The sequence below is a fragment of the Haloimpatiens myeolchijeotgali genome (genome assembly GCF_042688525.2).
In the GTDB taxonomy this organism is placed as follows: domain Bacteria; phylum Bacillota; class Clostridia; order Clostridiales; family Clostridiaceae; genus Haloimpatiens.
Genome location: NZ_JBHWAB010000001.1, coordinates 2,060,594 through 2,075,135, shown reverse-complemented (window position 1 = coordinate 2,075,135; position 14,542 = coordinate 2,060,594). Strand labels below are relative to the sequence as shown.

Annotated in this window: 10 protein-coding genes and 1 CRISPR repeat array; of the genes, 4 read left to right on the top strand and 6 right to left on the bottom strand. The window is 27.7% G+C overall.

Annotated features, from left to right (window positions below; all coding sequences use genetic code 11):
* Window positions 1-35: 35 nt before the first annotated feature.
* Window positions 36-2,273: a CRISPR direct-repeat array (repeat unit 30 nt; unit sequence GTTTCAATTCCTCATAGGTATTCTAAAAAC).
* Window positions 2,274-2,433: 160 nt separating this feature from the next.
* Both ACFIJ5_RS09205 and ACFIJ5_RS09200 read right to left on the bottom strand, forming a co-directional pair.
* The gene (locus ACFIJ5_RS09205) at window positions 2,434-2,787 is read right to left on the bottom strand and encodes an aegerolysin family protein (RefSeq protein ID WP_379806285.1); all 354 of its coding nucleotides are present in this window, start codon (window positions 2,785-2,787) and stop codon (window positions 2,434-2,436) included.
* An 11-nt stretch (window positions 2,788-2,798) separates the two neighbouring features.
* Complete coding sequence (locus ACFIJ5_RS09200) at window positions 2,799-3,152, bottom strand: hypothetical protein (RefSeq protein WP_379806283.1); 354 nt, start codon at window positions 3,150-3,152, stop codon at window positions 2,799-2,801.
* 228 nt (window positions 3,153-3,380) lie between these two features.
* Between ACFIJ5_RS09200 and ACFIJ5_RS09195 the strand changes: the two genes are divergently transcribed.
* Entirely contained in the window at window positions 3,381-3,869 is a 489-nt protein-coding gene (locus tag ACFIJ5_RS09195; protein ID WP_379806281.1) for a helix-turn-helix domain-containing protein, read from the top strand.
* An 825-nt stretch (window positions 3,870-4,694) separates the two neighbouring features.
* On the opposite strand, the gene ACFIJ5_RS09190 is transcribed toward ACFIJ5_RS09195, so the two are convergent.
* Complete coding sequence (locus tag ACFIJ5_RS09190) at window positions 4,695-5,402, bottom strand: PrsW family intramembrane metalloprotease (protein ID WP_379806279.1); 708 nt, start codon at window positions 5,400-5,402, stop codon at window positions 4,695-4,697.
* Between the two features lie 252 nt (window positions 5,403-5,654).
* Between ACFIJ5_RS09190 and ACFIJ5_RS09185 the strand changes: the two genes are divergently transcribed.
* The 3 genes from ACFIJ5_RS09185 (at window position 5,655) to ACFIJ5_RS09175 (ending at window position 8,049) form a co-directional block, all read left to right on the top strand.
* Window positions 5,655-6,284, top strand: coding sequence for a DUF1847 domain-containing protein (locus tag ACFIJ5_RS09185; protein WP_379806277.1), 630 nt, complete (start codon window positions 5,655-5,657; stop codon window positions 6,282-6,284).
* Window positions 6,285-6,417: 133 nt separating this feature from the next.
* Window positions 6,418-7,029, top strand: coding sequence for an RsiV family protein (locus ACFIJ5_RS09180; protein WP_379806275.1), 612 nt, complete (start codon window positions 6,418-6,420; stop codon window positions 7,027-7,029).
* Between the two features lie 582 nt (window positions 7,030-7,611).
* Entirely contained in the window at window positions 7,612-8,049 is a 438-nt protein-coding gene (locus ACFIJ5_RS09175) for an NUDIX domain-containing protein (protein ID WP_379806273.1), read from the top strand.
* A gap of 293 nt (window positions 8,050-8,342) precedes the next feature.
* Here ACFIJ5_RS09175 and ACFIJ5_RS09170 read toward each other — a convergent pair whose 3' ends face one another.
* The 3 genes from ACFIJ5_RS09170 to ACFIJ5_RS09160 all read right to left on the bottom strand — a co-directional run bounded on the left by ACFIJ5_RS09170 (window position 8,343) and on the right by ACFIJ5_RS09160 (window position 14,540).
* Complete coding sequence (locus ACFIJ5_RS09170; protein WP_379806271.1) at window positions 8,343-9,659, bottom strand: Na+/H+ antiporter NhaC family protein; 1,317 nt, start codon at window positions 9,657-9,659, stop codon at window positions 8,343-8,345.
* A 288-nt stretch (window positions 9,660-9,947) separates the two neighbouring features.
* Window positions 9,948-11,507, bottom strand: a complete 1,560-nt coding sequence (locus tag ACFIJ5_RS09165) for an HD domain-containing phosphohydrolase (RefSeq protein WP_379806269.1) — start codon at window positions 11,505-11,507, stop codon at window positions 9,948-9,950.
* A 120-nt stretch (window positions 11,508-11,627) separates the two neighbouring features.
* The gene (locus ACFIJ5_RS09160; protein WP_404660332.1) at window positions 11,628-14,540 is read right to left on the bottom strand and encodes a bifunctional diguanylate cyclase/phosphodiesterase; all 2,913 of its coding nucleotides are present in this window, start codon (window positions 14,538-14,540) and stop codon (window positions 11,628-11,630) included.
* Window positions 14,541-14,542: the final 2 nt, after the last annotated feature.

Below are 14,542 nucleotides of genomic sequence, written 5' to 3'. Positions count from 1 at the left end.
TTTAAGATTTGTAAAACTAAAAGTTTAGAAGATAGGTTTCAATTCCTCATAGGTATTCTAAAAACAGAGTCTTGACTGTCAAAGCTTCACAAGTATTTGACGAGTTTCAATTCCTCATAGGTATTCTAAAAACCCCACTCTAGCAATATAAACTTTTCTTGGCATACCCAGTTTCAATTCCTCATAGGTATTCTAAAAACATTGCATCAATATATAAGAATTCATAGAAATGAAAGTTTCAATTCCTCATAGGTATTCTAAAAACATTCAAGACACTGAAAGAGCTGAGGGCAAAACTATAGTTTCAATTCCTCATAGGTATTCTAAAAACTAATAATCTGAGTTACAAGTTCAGAACAAGAACAAAGTTTCAATTCCTCATAGGTATTCTAAAAACATTACAATGAAAAATCTAGAATTAAAAGTTACATCGTTTCAATTCCTCATAGGTATTCTAAAAACAATTTATATTTTGCAGGAATAATTTACAATTATGTAGAGTTTCAATTCCTCATAGGTATTCTAAAAACCATTAATTATATTTTTAAATAAATTATAACATAGTAGGTTTCAATTCCTCATAGGTATTCTAAAAACCTGTAACTCAAGAGAAAGGGGTTACTATTCACTATGTTTCAATTCCTCATAGGTATTCTAAAAACCTGCTTGTGGTTCGTTAGTAGCTTACTGCTTAAAAAGTTTCAATTCCTCATAGGTATTCTAAAAACTGTCAACTAGATAAAGGAGGAATTACAACATGAGTTACTAGTTTCAATTCCTCATAGGTATTCTAAAAACAGGTATTAGAAACAATTTTAGCAAAATGAAAAATGGGTGTTTCAATTCCTCATAGGTATTCTAAAAACAATTTTATCTATATTATTATTTACTTCTGTGATTCTATGTTTCAATTCCTCATAGGTATTCTAAAAACATAAATATTAATGGTTCATTAGCAATAGTGTAGTTAGTTTCAATTCCTCATAGGTATTCTAAAAACGAGAGCATTAAGGAGTTTGAAGTTATCTGCATATACAAGTTTCAATTCCTCATAGGTATTCTAAAAACTATAATTTCATTATTTAGCTTGTAAGCGTTTTAAATGTTTCAATTCCTCATAGGTATTCTAAAAACGTTGAAACGCTTATATCTGAATAAGAATAGATAAAAAAAGTTTCAATTCCTCATAGGTATTCTAAAAACTAGAAGTCAAGGAAAATGGAAAAATAATTCTAAGTGGGTTTCAATTCCTCATAGGTATTCTAAAAACATAAACATGGTAAAACTAACAAACAAATAATAAATCTTGGTTTCAATTCCTCATAGGTATTCTAAAAACTAATAAAAAAGATAAAATCATATATAGTCAAATTGGTTTCAATTCCTCATAGGTATTCTAAAAACGTTTTACTGGATACACCAAAAAATAGAGAATTAATAACGTTTCAATTCCTCATAGGTATTCTAAAAACTTACAAGGAATTAAAGAAGGCAAATGGTATAGATGGGTTTCAATTCCTCATAGGTATTCTAAAAACAGGTGTATAAAAATGTTTAACCAAACATTAGAAGAATATAGTTTCAATTCCTCATAGGTATTCTAAAAACAAACTATTGGCTTTCTTAAACAATCTGCAAATTTTAGTTTCAATTCCTCATAGGTATTCTAAAAACAAAAAATAAAAATCTTGAAGATAATGACTATAACTAGTTTCAATTCCTCATAGGTATTCTAAAAACGGAAAAAAGGATTAGTACACAAATTAGATTATAACAGGTTTCAATTCCTCATAGGTATTCTAAAAACTTAAAAGAGAAGGAAATCAAAATGAATTTATTTATGTTTCAATTCCTCATAGGTATTCTAAAAACTTAGAAGGGAACGAGGATGGTTATTATTACGACCTCGGTTTCAATTCCTCATAGGTATTCTAAAAACTTTTAAAAACAATTTCCTTTTATTTATTATGTAATTAAGTTTCAATTCCTCATAGGTATTCTAAAAACGGGGAGTTACAATAATTCGGGTGCTAAGATAACATCAGTTTCAATTCCTCATAGGTATTCTAAAAACTTATTTAGAAAACGCAAAGATTTATGACCAAGATACGTTTCAATTCCTCATAGGTATTCTAAAAACGTAATTTTTAAAAATAGAGGGGGGTATGAGTTGAAGTTTCAATTCCTCATAGGTATTCTAAAAACGAGCTTTGAATTAATTTAAATTATCTGGTTGATAAAAAGTTTCAATTCCTCATAGGTATTCTAAAAACCCGTCCAAGGGGCATTATAGCACACTTTTCAAAAACATTCAATTGTTAACAAATTGTAAACAAAATATAAAAATCTAGGATTCATGCGAGTTAGCAGATTCGTCGATCCCCGGGGTTTTTTACGCTATTGGGGGTCGACGAAATTAGAATTGTTTATAATCTACACCTTATAAAAATTAATAGTACATGTTGAATGATGATGCTGCAAATTATCATTTTCTAATCTAGACTCATAAGGTCCACTGGCATTATGATTTACTACTGTTTTTGATGATCCAAAAGGCTTATCAAAATCAAGCTCAAATTTGCCATTTTCATTACTATAACTAAAATTTCCCGTTGTACCTATAAGAGCTCCATCTCTATTTCCTGCTTTAATTATACATGATTGTCCTTCACCTATATTTTTAGAAGGTTCTTTAAGCCATTTTCCATGTTGTAATTTCTTAGACGACATAGACAAAATTTTTCCAGTATCATTTTGTATTGTGATTTCTATTGTTCTTGAACTCATAAAATTCCCCCTTATATTTTTGAAAAAATAACTGTTACACTTGAGTGATGTCCGCCTGTATTTCCATGTAATTCATGTTTATAACCAGTTGGACAACTTGGATCAACTTTTGTTGCACCTGCACCTAATGGTTTATCAAATGATATAACAAATGCTCCAAGTGTTTCTTGAGACTCCCAAGAAATTTTTCCTGTTACCCCAATCAATGCACCATCTTTACTTTCGGCTTTCCAAGTACACTCACCAGCTGAGTTAATGTCTACAGGTTTTGTACTCCATTTTCCATGATTTAATGGATAATTTTTTAAAACAAGTTTTTGACCAGTTCTATTTTTCACTGTAACTTTAAGTGATCTATATCCCATAGAAACCTCCTATAAAATAATTTTTACTTACAAAAAATAAAATCTTATAAAAAACTTTCATTATTAAAAAATATTTTTTAAATGTAAAAAGTACTATTATACTATGCGTCCAAAAATGATTTTATATCTAATTTTGTTAACATTCTGTAAATAATCAAAAAAACAACTGCAGTTTGTCTTCTAGAGCATATATAAAGGTAGAAGCAAATATTTAAGGAGGTAGTTATTATGTCAAACTGTGGTTATATTGTTTTAGATAAATCAATTTTAGATATGAATTTAAGTGGACAAGTCTTAAAACTTTATTGTATTCTTGAAAGTTACTGTTTTGGTAAGAAAAATTATTGTTTTCCTTCTCAGAAAACCTTATCTTTAAAATTAGGGAAAAGTGTCAGAACAATTCAAAGGTATTTAAAAATATTATTTAAATTAGGTATTGTAAAAATCAAAAGAAGAGGATCTATAAGTAATCTATATATTTTACCAAAAAAGAAAATTCAAAACGATTCATCAAAAGACTTTTCCAATAAGGAAAAATTTTCTATAAAAAAGACTGTAAAGAAAATACAGGATAAGTGCGCCCATTATGGCAAATACTCTAATTCTTCTAAAAGAAATGCATTTAATAATTATCCCCAAAGGAATTATGATATATCAAAACTAGAAGAAGCACTTTTAGGATATAAAGATTACACTTATGAAGAACTTCTTAAGTAATACATTATCTTCATTTTATAATCATACCTATGATTATGCTTCCTAACTTTCACAACTTAAAACTATTCCATTCTATGTACTGCAATACTCGTCTGCAGTAATACTCTACCATACTGCACATTTTCAGTATTTCACCAATACATTTTTTTGATCTTTTATTGAAATAAAAGGTTTCTAAGCAAAATATCATTTCTTGCAGCAACTATTTTTCACCTTCTAAAATTGAATAATGGAATTATTCATTTTTTCAAAGACTTTATTGTTTTGAAGTTAAATAAATTTATATTTCTCCCCTCTCATTTTTCTTGTTATTACTAATTTGTCACCTCTAATACGACATTATTGTTATTTACTATATGACAGCAGTTTCCTACAAATAAATATAATTAAATATATATAACTTAATATATAGGTTACTATTTTGTTAGTAACTCAACTTTCATAGGACAAAAACACTGCCTAGTGAAGGGAAATGATATATTGATTAAATAGTTGACAGTTGATAGAGGACAATTGACAGTTATGGATACCTTTCTGCTAATGCAGAAAGGTTTTAATTAATTATTTACTCAACTTTCGCAAGATAAAAATACTGCTTAGCGAAGGGAAATAATATATTGCGTAAGAAACATTTGAACAAAGTTTACAAGTTCTTAGCTTTACGAATTTGAAAAAAGTTATTTTTTAATTACTGATTCCTACGGAATATTAATTAAAAAATCTTTTTTCAATATGAGTAAAACTTAGAACTTATTACTGAAGTGAAAAGTTTCTAAGCAAGATATCATTTCCCGTAGCGGTTGTTTTTCACCTAGGGAAGTTAAATTAGTGATTGTTTTTATTAGGTCTTTTAAAAAGGGCTTTTGATTCAACATAATACTCATTAAGTCTTCTTAAATTAACCACCCAAAGGTAAATAACAAAAGGAACAAATATAATCATTGCAAATGGTATTCCTGAAAGAAGTATAAAATCAAATATACCATGAAAAATTACTGGTACTGTAAGTGATCTTCTCAAATAAACTCTTTTATCTTTCTCTTCTTCTGCAAATTTTGCAAGAGATAAATAATAACCCATTGTTATTGCAAAAAGCATATGTGCAGGGACAGATAAAATTCCTCTAAAAATACCTACATATGGATTATATGCAAATCTAAAAACAACGTAGCTTATATTTTCTATCGTAGCAAATCCTAATGCTGAATACACTGCATATATTATACCATCCAATTTTTCATTAAATGCTTCACTTCTAAAAACACTTCTTAACACAACTTCCCTTTTAAAATATTCCTCTACAAGTCCTGCTACTATAAAAGCTGTATATGCACTTTTCATTATTCCACCAAAAATATTAAATGACATAAAAAGTCTTTCTACAATTATAGTTGGTATTACTGATACCGCTCCTAAAATAAAAACCTTTATTAACATACTAATTGGTTCTCTATCAAATCTATCCGTTAAATACGCCCCCAAAGCTAATGCTATTCCTGGTGTTACTGCAATTATAAATAATCTTGTAGTCATACTAATCACCTCTTTTTTATTTTTGGAATATTTTATCCATATTTTCCTACATCTAATTTATTTCGTATCTTACTACTCTGTATTATTACCAGTTTACTTCCTTTAATGCGATATCATTGGAACTTGTTACTGAAGTGACAGGATTCCTAACACTATATAGATATTTACTTCACAGGCTCTAGACACTTAGTTTATGTGTTATAATAAAAACATAATTTGCATATACCCAAAATATGAAAGGAAGTTGATATTATGTATACCTGTGCTCAGTGCAGCATTCACGCTTGTAGAAGCGGTGAAACTGAAAAACTGCCAAAGAACTGCCCTTGCCGCAGTAATATAGTTGAAAAAAGTAAAGAACTTTATAAAGAGGAAGAGAACTTAAAGCTTGCTCATAATGCAGCTTTAGTAGAAGCTGAAGGTTACTGTAAAAAAACCAGATTAGAAGAAATCATGGACTTTGCTAGAAAATGCAATTTTAAAAATCTTGGAATAGCCTTCTGTATAGGTTTAAGTAATGAAGCAAAAATACTTGCTAAAATATTAATTGAAAACGGTTTTACTGTTAATTCCATAGTTTGCAAAAATGGAAGCATTTTAAAAGAACATATAAACATAAAAAATGATGAGCAAGTTAGACCTGGTACTTATGAACCTATGTGTAATCCAATAGGACAAGCATTATTCTTAAACGAAGCAAAAACAGATTTTAATATACTTTTAGGATTATGTGTTGGTCATGATTCATTATTTATTAAATATTCAAAAGCTCCTATCACAGTGCTTGCAGCTAAAGATAGAGTTTTAGGTCACAATCCTCTAGCTGCACTATATACGGCAGAAGGATATTATAAGAAAAAATTATATCCAAAGGATAAATAGCACAAATAAATATCTACATTATATAAATGTTGTATTATAGTATCTATGTTTACATTGATATAGCATAATTATTTTTGTAACATCTAGTATTGCTTACGAATACCTTATAGTAAAAATATTCAGGAGGATTATTATGCTATTTCCTGTAAATATATCTACTGTTAAAATTATGACTCCTATGATAAATTTTTATTATCCAATGGTGACAGGTATGAGTAACTTTTTACTTCAACAAAAGATTAATTGTAAAATCTTTAATTTCACTAAAAAATTTATATTAGACCTTAAATATTTAGATATGCCAACGTATATTACAGGTTCTTACGAAATTAAAACAAATGAAAGAGGTGTTTTAAGTTTTATTTTAAGTGGACTTGGTGATTTTAAAGGAGCACATCCTGTAAATTCTGTGAAGTCACTAAATTTAAATATTGAAACAGGAAAAGTATATAAATTTAACGAGTTATTTAAAAAAGATAGTGACTATATAAAAATAATATCAATGATAGGAGAAAGGGAATTTAAAAAACAATATACTGATTTATTGAATTATGAGAAATATAAAGGAGTAAAACCTAACCAAGATTATTTTTTATGTGGTAGTAATTTAATGATTTATTTTCAACAATATGAGCTAGGTCCAAGGCCACTAGGCTTTCCTTATTTTTCAGTCCCTAGCTACGAAATAGAAAACATAATAGATGAAAAAAGTATTTTAGGAATAGTAAATCCAGCTATTCCATAGGAATCTATATGCAACTAGTTAATAGCACTTAACATATATCAAAAATATCCAATTATTGATATATCATGAATGCTGTGCTACAATATAAATAAATTAAACAATTATTTTTACTGAACTGGGATTAGGCAGCTAGGGTTCCGCCTTATAATGTTAAGGGCTGTGACCAAGCGCTGCATCTCTTGTTTTACAAGAGGCACCTATTGGAATAAAACGCCCGAGGGGGAAGGTTCAGCGTATTTCTTATACGCTGATTCTTACCTCCTCGGGCTTTTTTTATTATTTAAGAATTCAACTTTCACAGTACAAAAATATTACTTAGCGAAGGGAAATGATATATTGCGTAAGAAACATTTAACAACAATTAAGAATTAATAATTAAAAATTAATAGTGAAGGTTGATTTTTGCTTTAGCAAAAATCTTTAATTATATTAGTTATTTTGCCCTAAGGCAAAATTTCCTTAATTATTAATTATTCATTATTAACTATTAATTATCTTTAAAGTGAAAGGTTTCCTAGCAATATATCGTTTCCCGCAGCGGATATTTTTTATCTCCGAAAGTTGAGCAAGGAGGAGATTTAAATGAAAAAAATTAAAGATATTTGTCCTGCAGCAGCTGTAATAATTTTCGATGATAAAAACAACGTTTTATTACAAAAAAGAGCAGATGTTGATCTTTGGGGTATACCTTCAGGACATTTTGAACCTGGTGAAACAATAACCAATACTGCAGTAAGAGAAGTTTTTGAAGAAACCGGATTAAACATTAAAGTGGTACGTCTTATTGGCGTATACTCTGACCCTAAAACTCAGGTTTTCGAATATCCAGATGGAAGAGTAACACATTTTGTAACTTGTTGTTTTGAAGGCAAAATAATAGGAGGAAACATTTCTAATGATTCCCCTGAAACTTTAGATATCAAGTTTTTTCCAGTAAATAATTTGCCAAAAAATATTTTAAGAATGCACCCAATGTGGTTAAAGGACGCCTTATCTGAAGAAGGACCTTATGTTAGATAAAATATAATAGTTACGAACTCAACTTTCGCAGGACAAAAATACTACCTAGCGAAGGTAAATGATATATTGCGTAAGAAACATTTGAACAAAGTTTACAAGTTCTTAGTTTTACGAATTTGAAAAAAGTCATTTTTTAATTACTGATTCCTATGGAATATTAATTAAAAAATCTTTTTTCAATATGAGTAAAGCTTAGAACTTGTTACTGAAGTGAAAGGTTTCTGAGCAAGATATCATTTACCGCAGCGGTTGTAGCGGATATTTTTTATCTCCGAAAGTTGAGTTATCCTTATCTATTTATTTGTTTTTCTTCGGCACATTGATATACCCAATCTATATATGGGAACCAAGTATATGTAAAATGCATATGGGATAAATGCAGCTCCTGCGGAAAGCATTGATGCTGGGACAAAAGATGCCATATTCCATGGAATTAGTCCTGAAAATAAAACAGAAGTATTTGATAAATCCAATGCTAAAGTATTATCATCTATTTTATTTTTAATATAAATCTTTTTAACCAACTGATGATGCAGTATTACTGCAAGAGCTTGACTAAATGCTGCAGCAGATACAATTAATCCAACAATAAAGGATGCATTAAAAGTTCCTACTTTTTTAGAAAGCTTATCTAAATTTTGTTCCACATTTTCAAGCATTTTTGTACCCTCGATAATTCCAGAATAAGCTGAAGATATAAAAACTATTATTCCTATAACAAGCATGGATACAATTCCGCCGCCTTTTATTATTGTGCTTATAAAATACTGCTTGTCCATACTGTATCCTACAATTATATATTTCATTAATTTTATAAAAGGAACTTTCTGTACAAACAAAGCTATTAGTATCCCTGATAATATGCTTGCTAACATCGATTTTTTAACATCAACTTTGAAAATAACTAGTATAAATAAAATTACTGCAGGAAACAATGCCAAAAATCCAATATTAAAATTCTTTTGAATTTCGTCTGCAATTATACTTCCTTGTATTATCATTGGATTTTTTATAGATAAAACATAATATATTATTAAAGATATCATAAACGGTATAGAAGAAGTTTTTATCATATTTTTTACATTATCATATAAATTTGTTTCTGTAATTGAAGATATCAAATTTGCCACAGAGGACATAGGTGAACACCTATCTCCAAAATATGCACCAGCAATTATCGCTCCTGCTGCTGCACTAACACTAACTCCTCCACCCTTTGCCATTACCATCAATGCAGTTCCTATGGTTCCTACAGTTCCAAAAGATGTACCAATTAAAAACGATGTTAAAGAAGTTATCAAAAAAGCACATAATAAAAATATATCTGGTTTAATTAGTTTTATTCCATAAAAAACTATAAATTCTACAGTTCCACTTGCCATCCATACAGCAGTCACTGCTCCAATCAAGGTAAATATTTGCATTAAAATAAGTGCCTTTTTACCTCCATGAAGTGCCATTTTAAGTATATCTTTTATTTTATATCCTTCTTTATATGCCATATAAACTAATATAAAAAATCCTATTAAAAGGGGATAAACTAATGATATATTCATTAGCATTGCTATAATTATTGTAATAAATATTGCTATAAATCCTAGTACATTCATAATTTCCACCTCTTTTTTTTACTTCATCAGCCTTTTAATTAACAATTAACTGAACTTTTTCAGGGCAAAAATACTGTCTAGCGAAGGGAAATGATATCTTGCGTAAGAAACATTTGAACAAAGTTTACAAGTTCTTAGCTTTACGAATTTGAAAAAAGTTATTTTTTAATTACTGATTCCTACGGAATATTAATAAAAAAATCTTTTTTCAATATGAGTAAAGCTTAGAAATTGTTACTGAAGTGAAAGGTTTCTAAGCAAGATATCATTTCCCGTAGCGGCTGTTTTTCACCTTTTCTTGCTTTCACAAATTTTTTTTATTACATCTTTTACATTAATAAAGCTTTCTACTACCTTAGGATCAAATTGAGTACCAGAGTTTTCTTTGATTATTGAAAATGCACTCTGAAAGTCCATTCCTTTTCTATATGGTCTATCAGATGTCATGGCATCAAAAGCATCTGCAACCCCAATTATTCTTGCTTCAATACATATCTCTTCCCCTTTAAGTCCTTCTGGATATCCCGTTCCATCATATCTTTCATGATGTTGTTTTATAATATCTCGTATCTTATCAAAAGATTTTGAACCCATTAAAATATCATAACCTCTTTTAGAATGTAATTTTACAATTTCATATTCTTCTTGTGTAAGAGCTCCTTTTTTATTTAAAATTTCTTCTTTTAGACCTATTTTACCTATATCGTGAAGCATACTTGCTTGAACCAACATATCTATATTTTCAATTCCATAACTCCTAGCAATAATAAGAGCATATTTACTAACTCTTTCAGAATGACCTTTTGTATATGGATCTTTTGCCTCTATGGCCCTAACTAAAACCTTTATTGTATTCATATTATAATTTTTCAATTCTATCATCTTTTTCTGAATTATATTTGCCATATTATTTGTATGACTTACTAACTCATCAAACTCTAAGATATTACTTTTAGGAATTTTTATAATAGAATAACCTTTTGAAAGTTTATCAATACCTTCTATTATTTTATTTAAAATCTTGTTTATTTTAAGTACATAATAAATTATTAAAATTATTATTATCAATGTAAGTCCTACTATTGTAGTTATTACATTAGGTATTATTTGTTCAATTATATTTGTATAAACTTTAACACTGTAAGATACGTTAACAGTCTCAATTAGTTTATCACTGTTATTATAAAAATTATACCTTAGTAAATGAATATCCTTACGTTGTAACACATCTTTATTTTCATCTACAGAAACATTTATTAATTTTCTTCCAAAATATTTTTTAACAATTTCATGTATATTTTTTGAATCAAGTTTTTTCCCCATTACGTAAATCCCCTTAGTAAGTTTTTCATCATTAGTAGTTATGGGAGAAATAGCAACCATATATAAATCTTTGTTAAATCTTATGAAATCACAAACTAACTTTTTATCACGTACCGCATCTTTATAAAGTTCACTTTTTATAATTAAAGACTTAATATTATTTTTACAATGAAATTCTTCATAACTATTGTCATTACTTTTTACATATATAAGATCAATATCATAAACATCACTTTCATATAAAAATTTTGTAGCATTTTCTTTTATCCATGAATATTTTTTTTGACCTAAAGCATAATATAAATCATCCCAAACAGCATAATCATACAATCTCATTGACAAATCTTTTTTAACACCCTTAAAATGATTATTTAGATTATTGATTTGTTCTTTCTCATATATAGTAGTTAATTCATTTTGAGCATTAGATAAATATCTATTTAATTCGTATGTACCAACAATTGCTGCTAATATTATTATAGATGCAAAAGCAGCAATAAATCTTGTACTTAATTTTGATTTCATATCTCTTCTCCAATTATAATTTGTATGATTTTGCAATAACATATCTACCTATATAATATTATTTGAAATTAATAAATATTTATTCAATTTAACACTTATAGAAAATAGTTTCTCAATGTGCTATTTATTAGATATCAATCCTGCATCTTTTTTTAGAATTTCAATTAAATCTCTAAATTTTAGTGGTTTTGCATATAAAAATCCTTGTGCCTCATCACAATTTCTTTCAATTAAAAATTCCTCTTGTTCTACTTTTTCAACACCTTCAGCTATTATTCTTAAATTAAGACTTTTTCCCATCTCTATTATTATATTTGAGAGTGCTCCATTGTCATTTTCTGGAATATCCTTAATAAATGTTCTATCTATCTTCAATTTATCAATAGGCAATTTTTTAATATAACTTAATGATGAATACCCTGTTCCAAAATCATCTACTGCAACTTTTATTCCCATTAATCTTAATTCTCTTAATGTAGTTATTACCTTATCCATATCATTTATAAATAAACCTTCAGTAACTTCAATTTCAAGTTGTTCAGGTTTTAATGATGTTTCACGCAAGCATTTTTGTATTAGTGAAATTAGATTACTTTGATAAAATTGTTTAGGAGATATATTAACAGCTATAGTAACATTATCAAATCCTAAATTCTTCAATGCCTTTATGTGTCTACAAGCAGTTTGTACAACCCATTCACCAATATCTATTATTAATCCAGTTTCTTCTGCTAAAGGTATAAATTGAACTGGCGAAACTACTCCCTTTTCTCTACTATTCCATCTTATTAATGCTTCTAATCCCATTATTTTTTTAGTTTTCAAATCCACTTGTGGTTGATAATAAAGCTCAAATTCATTATTATCTAATGCATGTTTTAAGTTTCGTATAAGTTCTATTCTTGTTTCATTTACAGTATTCATTTTTGAATCATAAAATTGACATTTATCATTTCCATCTTCTTTTGCCTTTGAAAGTGCTGCAGATGCATACTTCAATAATTCATAAGGATTATCTGTATCATGAGGAAATATACTTATACCTATACTTGCCATTATATAAATCTCTTTTCCATTAACATCAAAAGGATGTTTTAGTATATTTTTTATACTTTCTGCTATATTTATAATTTCATCTACTGTTGCTATATCCTTATATAGTAACACAAATTCATCACCATTTATTCTAGAAATTATTTCTACATTTTCTGAACCTGATATTAATCTATTACTTATCATCTTCAGTATTGAATTACCACCTTCATATCCAAAAACTTCATTAACTCTTCTAAATTTATCAATACTAACTATAATAATAGATCCCTTATTTTTTTGAATTACATCTTTAAGTTTTTCTATAAATACTTTTCCTTTAGGCAAGTTGGTTAATTTATCATAATTCTCAAGATAATTAATTATATCCTCTTTATTTTTTCTATTATTAATTTCTTTTGAAAGTCTTACATTTTGTTTTTTTATTTTATCCATTGTAAACTCAATCTTTCTTGACATCTTATTCATTGCATTGGCAAGTCTTCCTATTTCATCCTGAGATGTAACTGTTATATTAATATCATAATTTCCTTTCATTATATCAACAGTAGCATCTTCTAATTTTTTTAAGTCTTTTGCCATTCTATTTGAGATTACATAAATTAAAAGTATTGATAACACTATTATCAATGATGCTATTAAAAGTTCTTTAAAAAGTTCTCTTTCTTCTATTTTTTTTAAATCCTTTTGCATATTGATATATGATGCAAACAACTCATTTTTAGGTACAACAAATCCTAAAGTTAATTTATCATTATAAAAACCTTTATCACTACTCCATGAATTTAAATTAGTAATATTTTTTTGAATTACTAAGTATTTTTTTCCATCAACATCAATTTCATTTGACTTAACTTTTTCACTGTTTGGAAATTTTATTTTCTTAACGCTGTCATAAACACTATCCTTTAACAATCTCCCTACTTGAGTATATGCAGTTTTATTTTTATCTTGTCCTTCTAACTTTTCTGATTTTTTTAACCCTAAAATTTTCTCACCATTATCATTAATTGCAATAATATTTCCATCTGATTTAGATATAAATGCAAATCCAGTGGAGGATAATTTAACATCTTCTATATAACTTAAAATTTCATGTAACTCCACATCTATATTTATAGATCCTTTGAATTTATTTCTTTCTTTATTCCAAATTGGGTAATTAATTGATAATATATATTTTCCTGTTCCAGCATCTATATATGGTGATTTAACAACCGCTAGAGACGATAAATTATTTTTATATTTACTAGAGCTTTTAATTTTTTCCTCTAACCCCTCTACTAACCCAGGATTAAAAGTATCCCACAAAGGCTTGTCTAAATATTTAGGATAATTTTGCTGCACTTTATTTCCTAAATTATCCCAAGGTGTTACTCTTAAAAAAGGTGAATTTTTATCTCCTATGTAGTAAATCCACAACTTTTTTGCTCCATGCTTATAAAAAGACGGCATCAATAAATCTAACAATGCAGATTGTTTAATTTCCTTCATCACTTCTGATTTTATTTTCATATTCTTATCTAATAAATAACTCTGTACAAGTACTGCACTTGGTTCATTTTTGTCATTGACATACCATCTCTTATTTAAAACCATTTTATCTTTAAAATAAGGCAGATTCCACATTTCTTTTGTAAATAATTCAAATTCCTGTTCATTATCAATAAATTCTTGAAAAATATTTGCAAGCATTGACTGTTCATCTAAAAAATGCTGTATTTTTGTTTCTACATACATCGAAGTTGAAGTAATATAGTTACTTAAATAATCTTTATTAGCTTTTGCTAGTCCTTCTTTCATTTTTTTTGATGAATTAACATATAAATTATCTATGCTTTTATGGGATATAACTATTACAAAAATAAGTGCAATAGAAATAATGGCAATTCCAAATATTTTTATCTTATTTATAATACTCTTCATAATAAAACTTTTAAGTTTAAACATCATCCCTGACTTTCTTTCTTTTCCTTTCACGA

Coding starts and splice junctions, on each gene's coding strand:
- ACFIJ5_RS09195 (WP_379806281.1), top strand. CDS start 3,381: ATGTCAAACTGTGGTTATATTGTTTTAGATAAATCAATTTTAGATATG.
- ACFIJ5_RS09200 (WP_379806283.1), bottom strand. CDS start 3,152: ATGGGATATAGATCACTTAAAGTTACAGTGAAAAATAGAACTGGTCAA.
- ACFIJ5_RS09170 (WP_379806271.1), bottom strand. CDS start 9,659: ATGAATGTACTAGGATTTATAGCAATATTTATTACAATAATTATAGCA.
- ACFIJ5_RS09165 (WP_379806269.1), bottom strand. CDS start 11,507: ATGAAATCAAAATTAAGTACAAGATTTATTGCTGCTTTTGCATCTATA.
- ACFIJ5_RS09190 (WP_379806279.1), bottom strand. CDS start 5,402: ATGACTACAAGATTATTTATAATTGCAGTAACACCAGGAATAGCATTA.
- ACFIJ5_RS09205 (WP_379806285.1), bottom strand. CDS start 2,787: ATGAGTTCAAGAACAATAGAAATCACAATACAAAATGATACTGGAAAA.
- ACFIJ5_RS09185 (WP_379806277.1), top strand. CDS start 5,655: ATGTATACCTGTGCTCAGTGCAGCATTCACGCTTGTAGAAGCGGTGAA.
- ACFIJ5_RS09175 (WP_379806273.1), top strand. CDS start 7,612: ATGAAAAAAATTAAAGATATTTGTCCTGCAGCAGCTGTAATAATTTTC.
- ACFIJ5_RS09180 (WP_379806275.1), top strand. CDS start 6,418: ATGCTATTTCCTGTAAATATATCTACTGTTAAAATTATGACTCCTATG.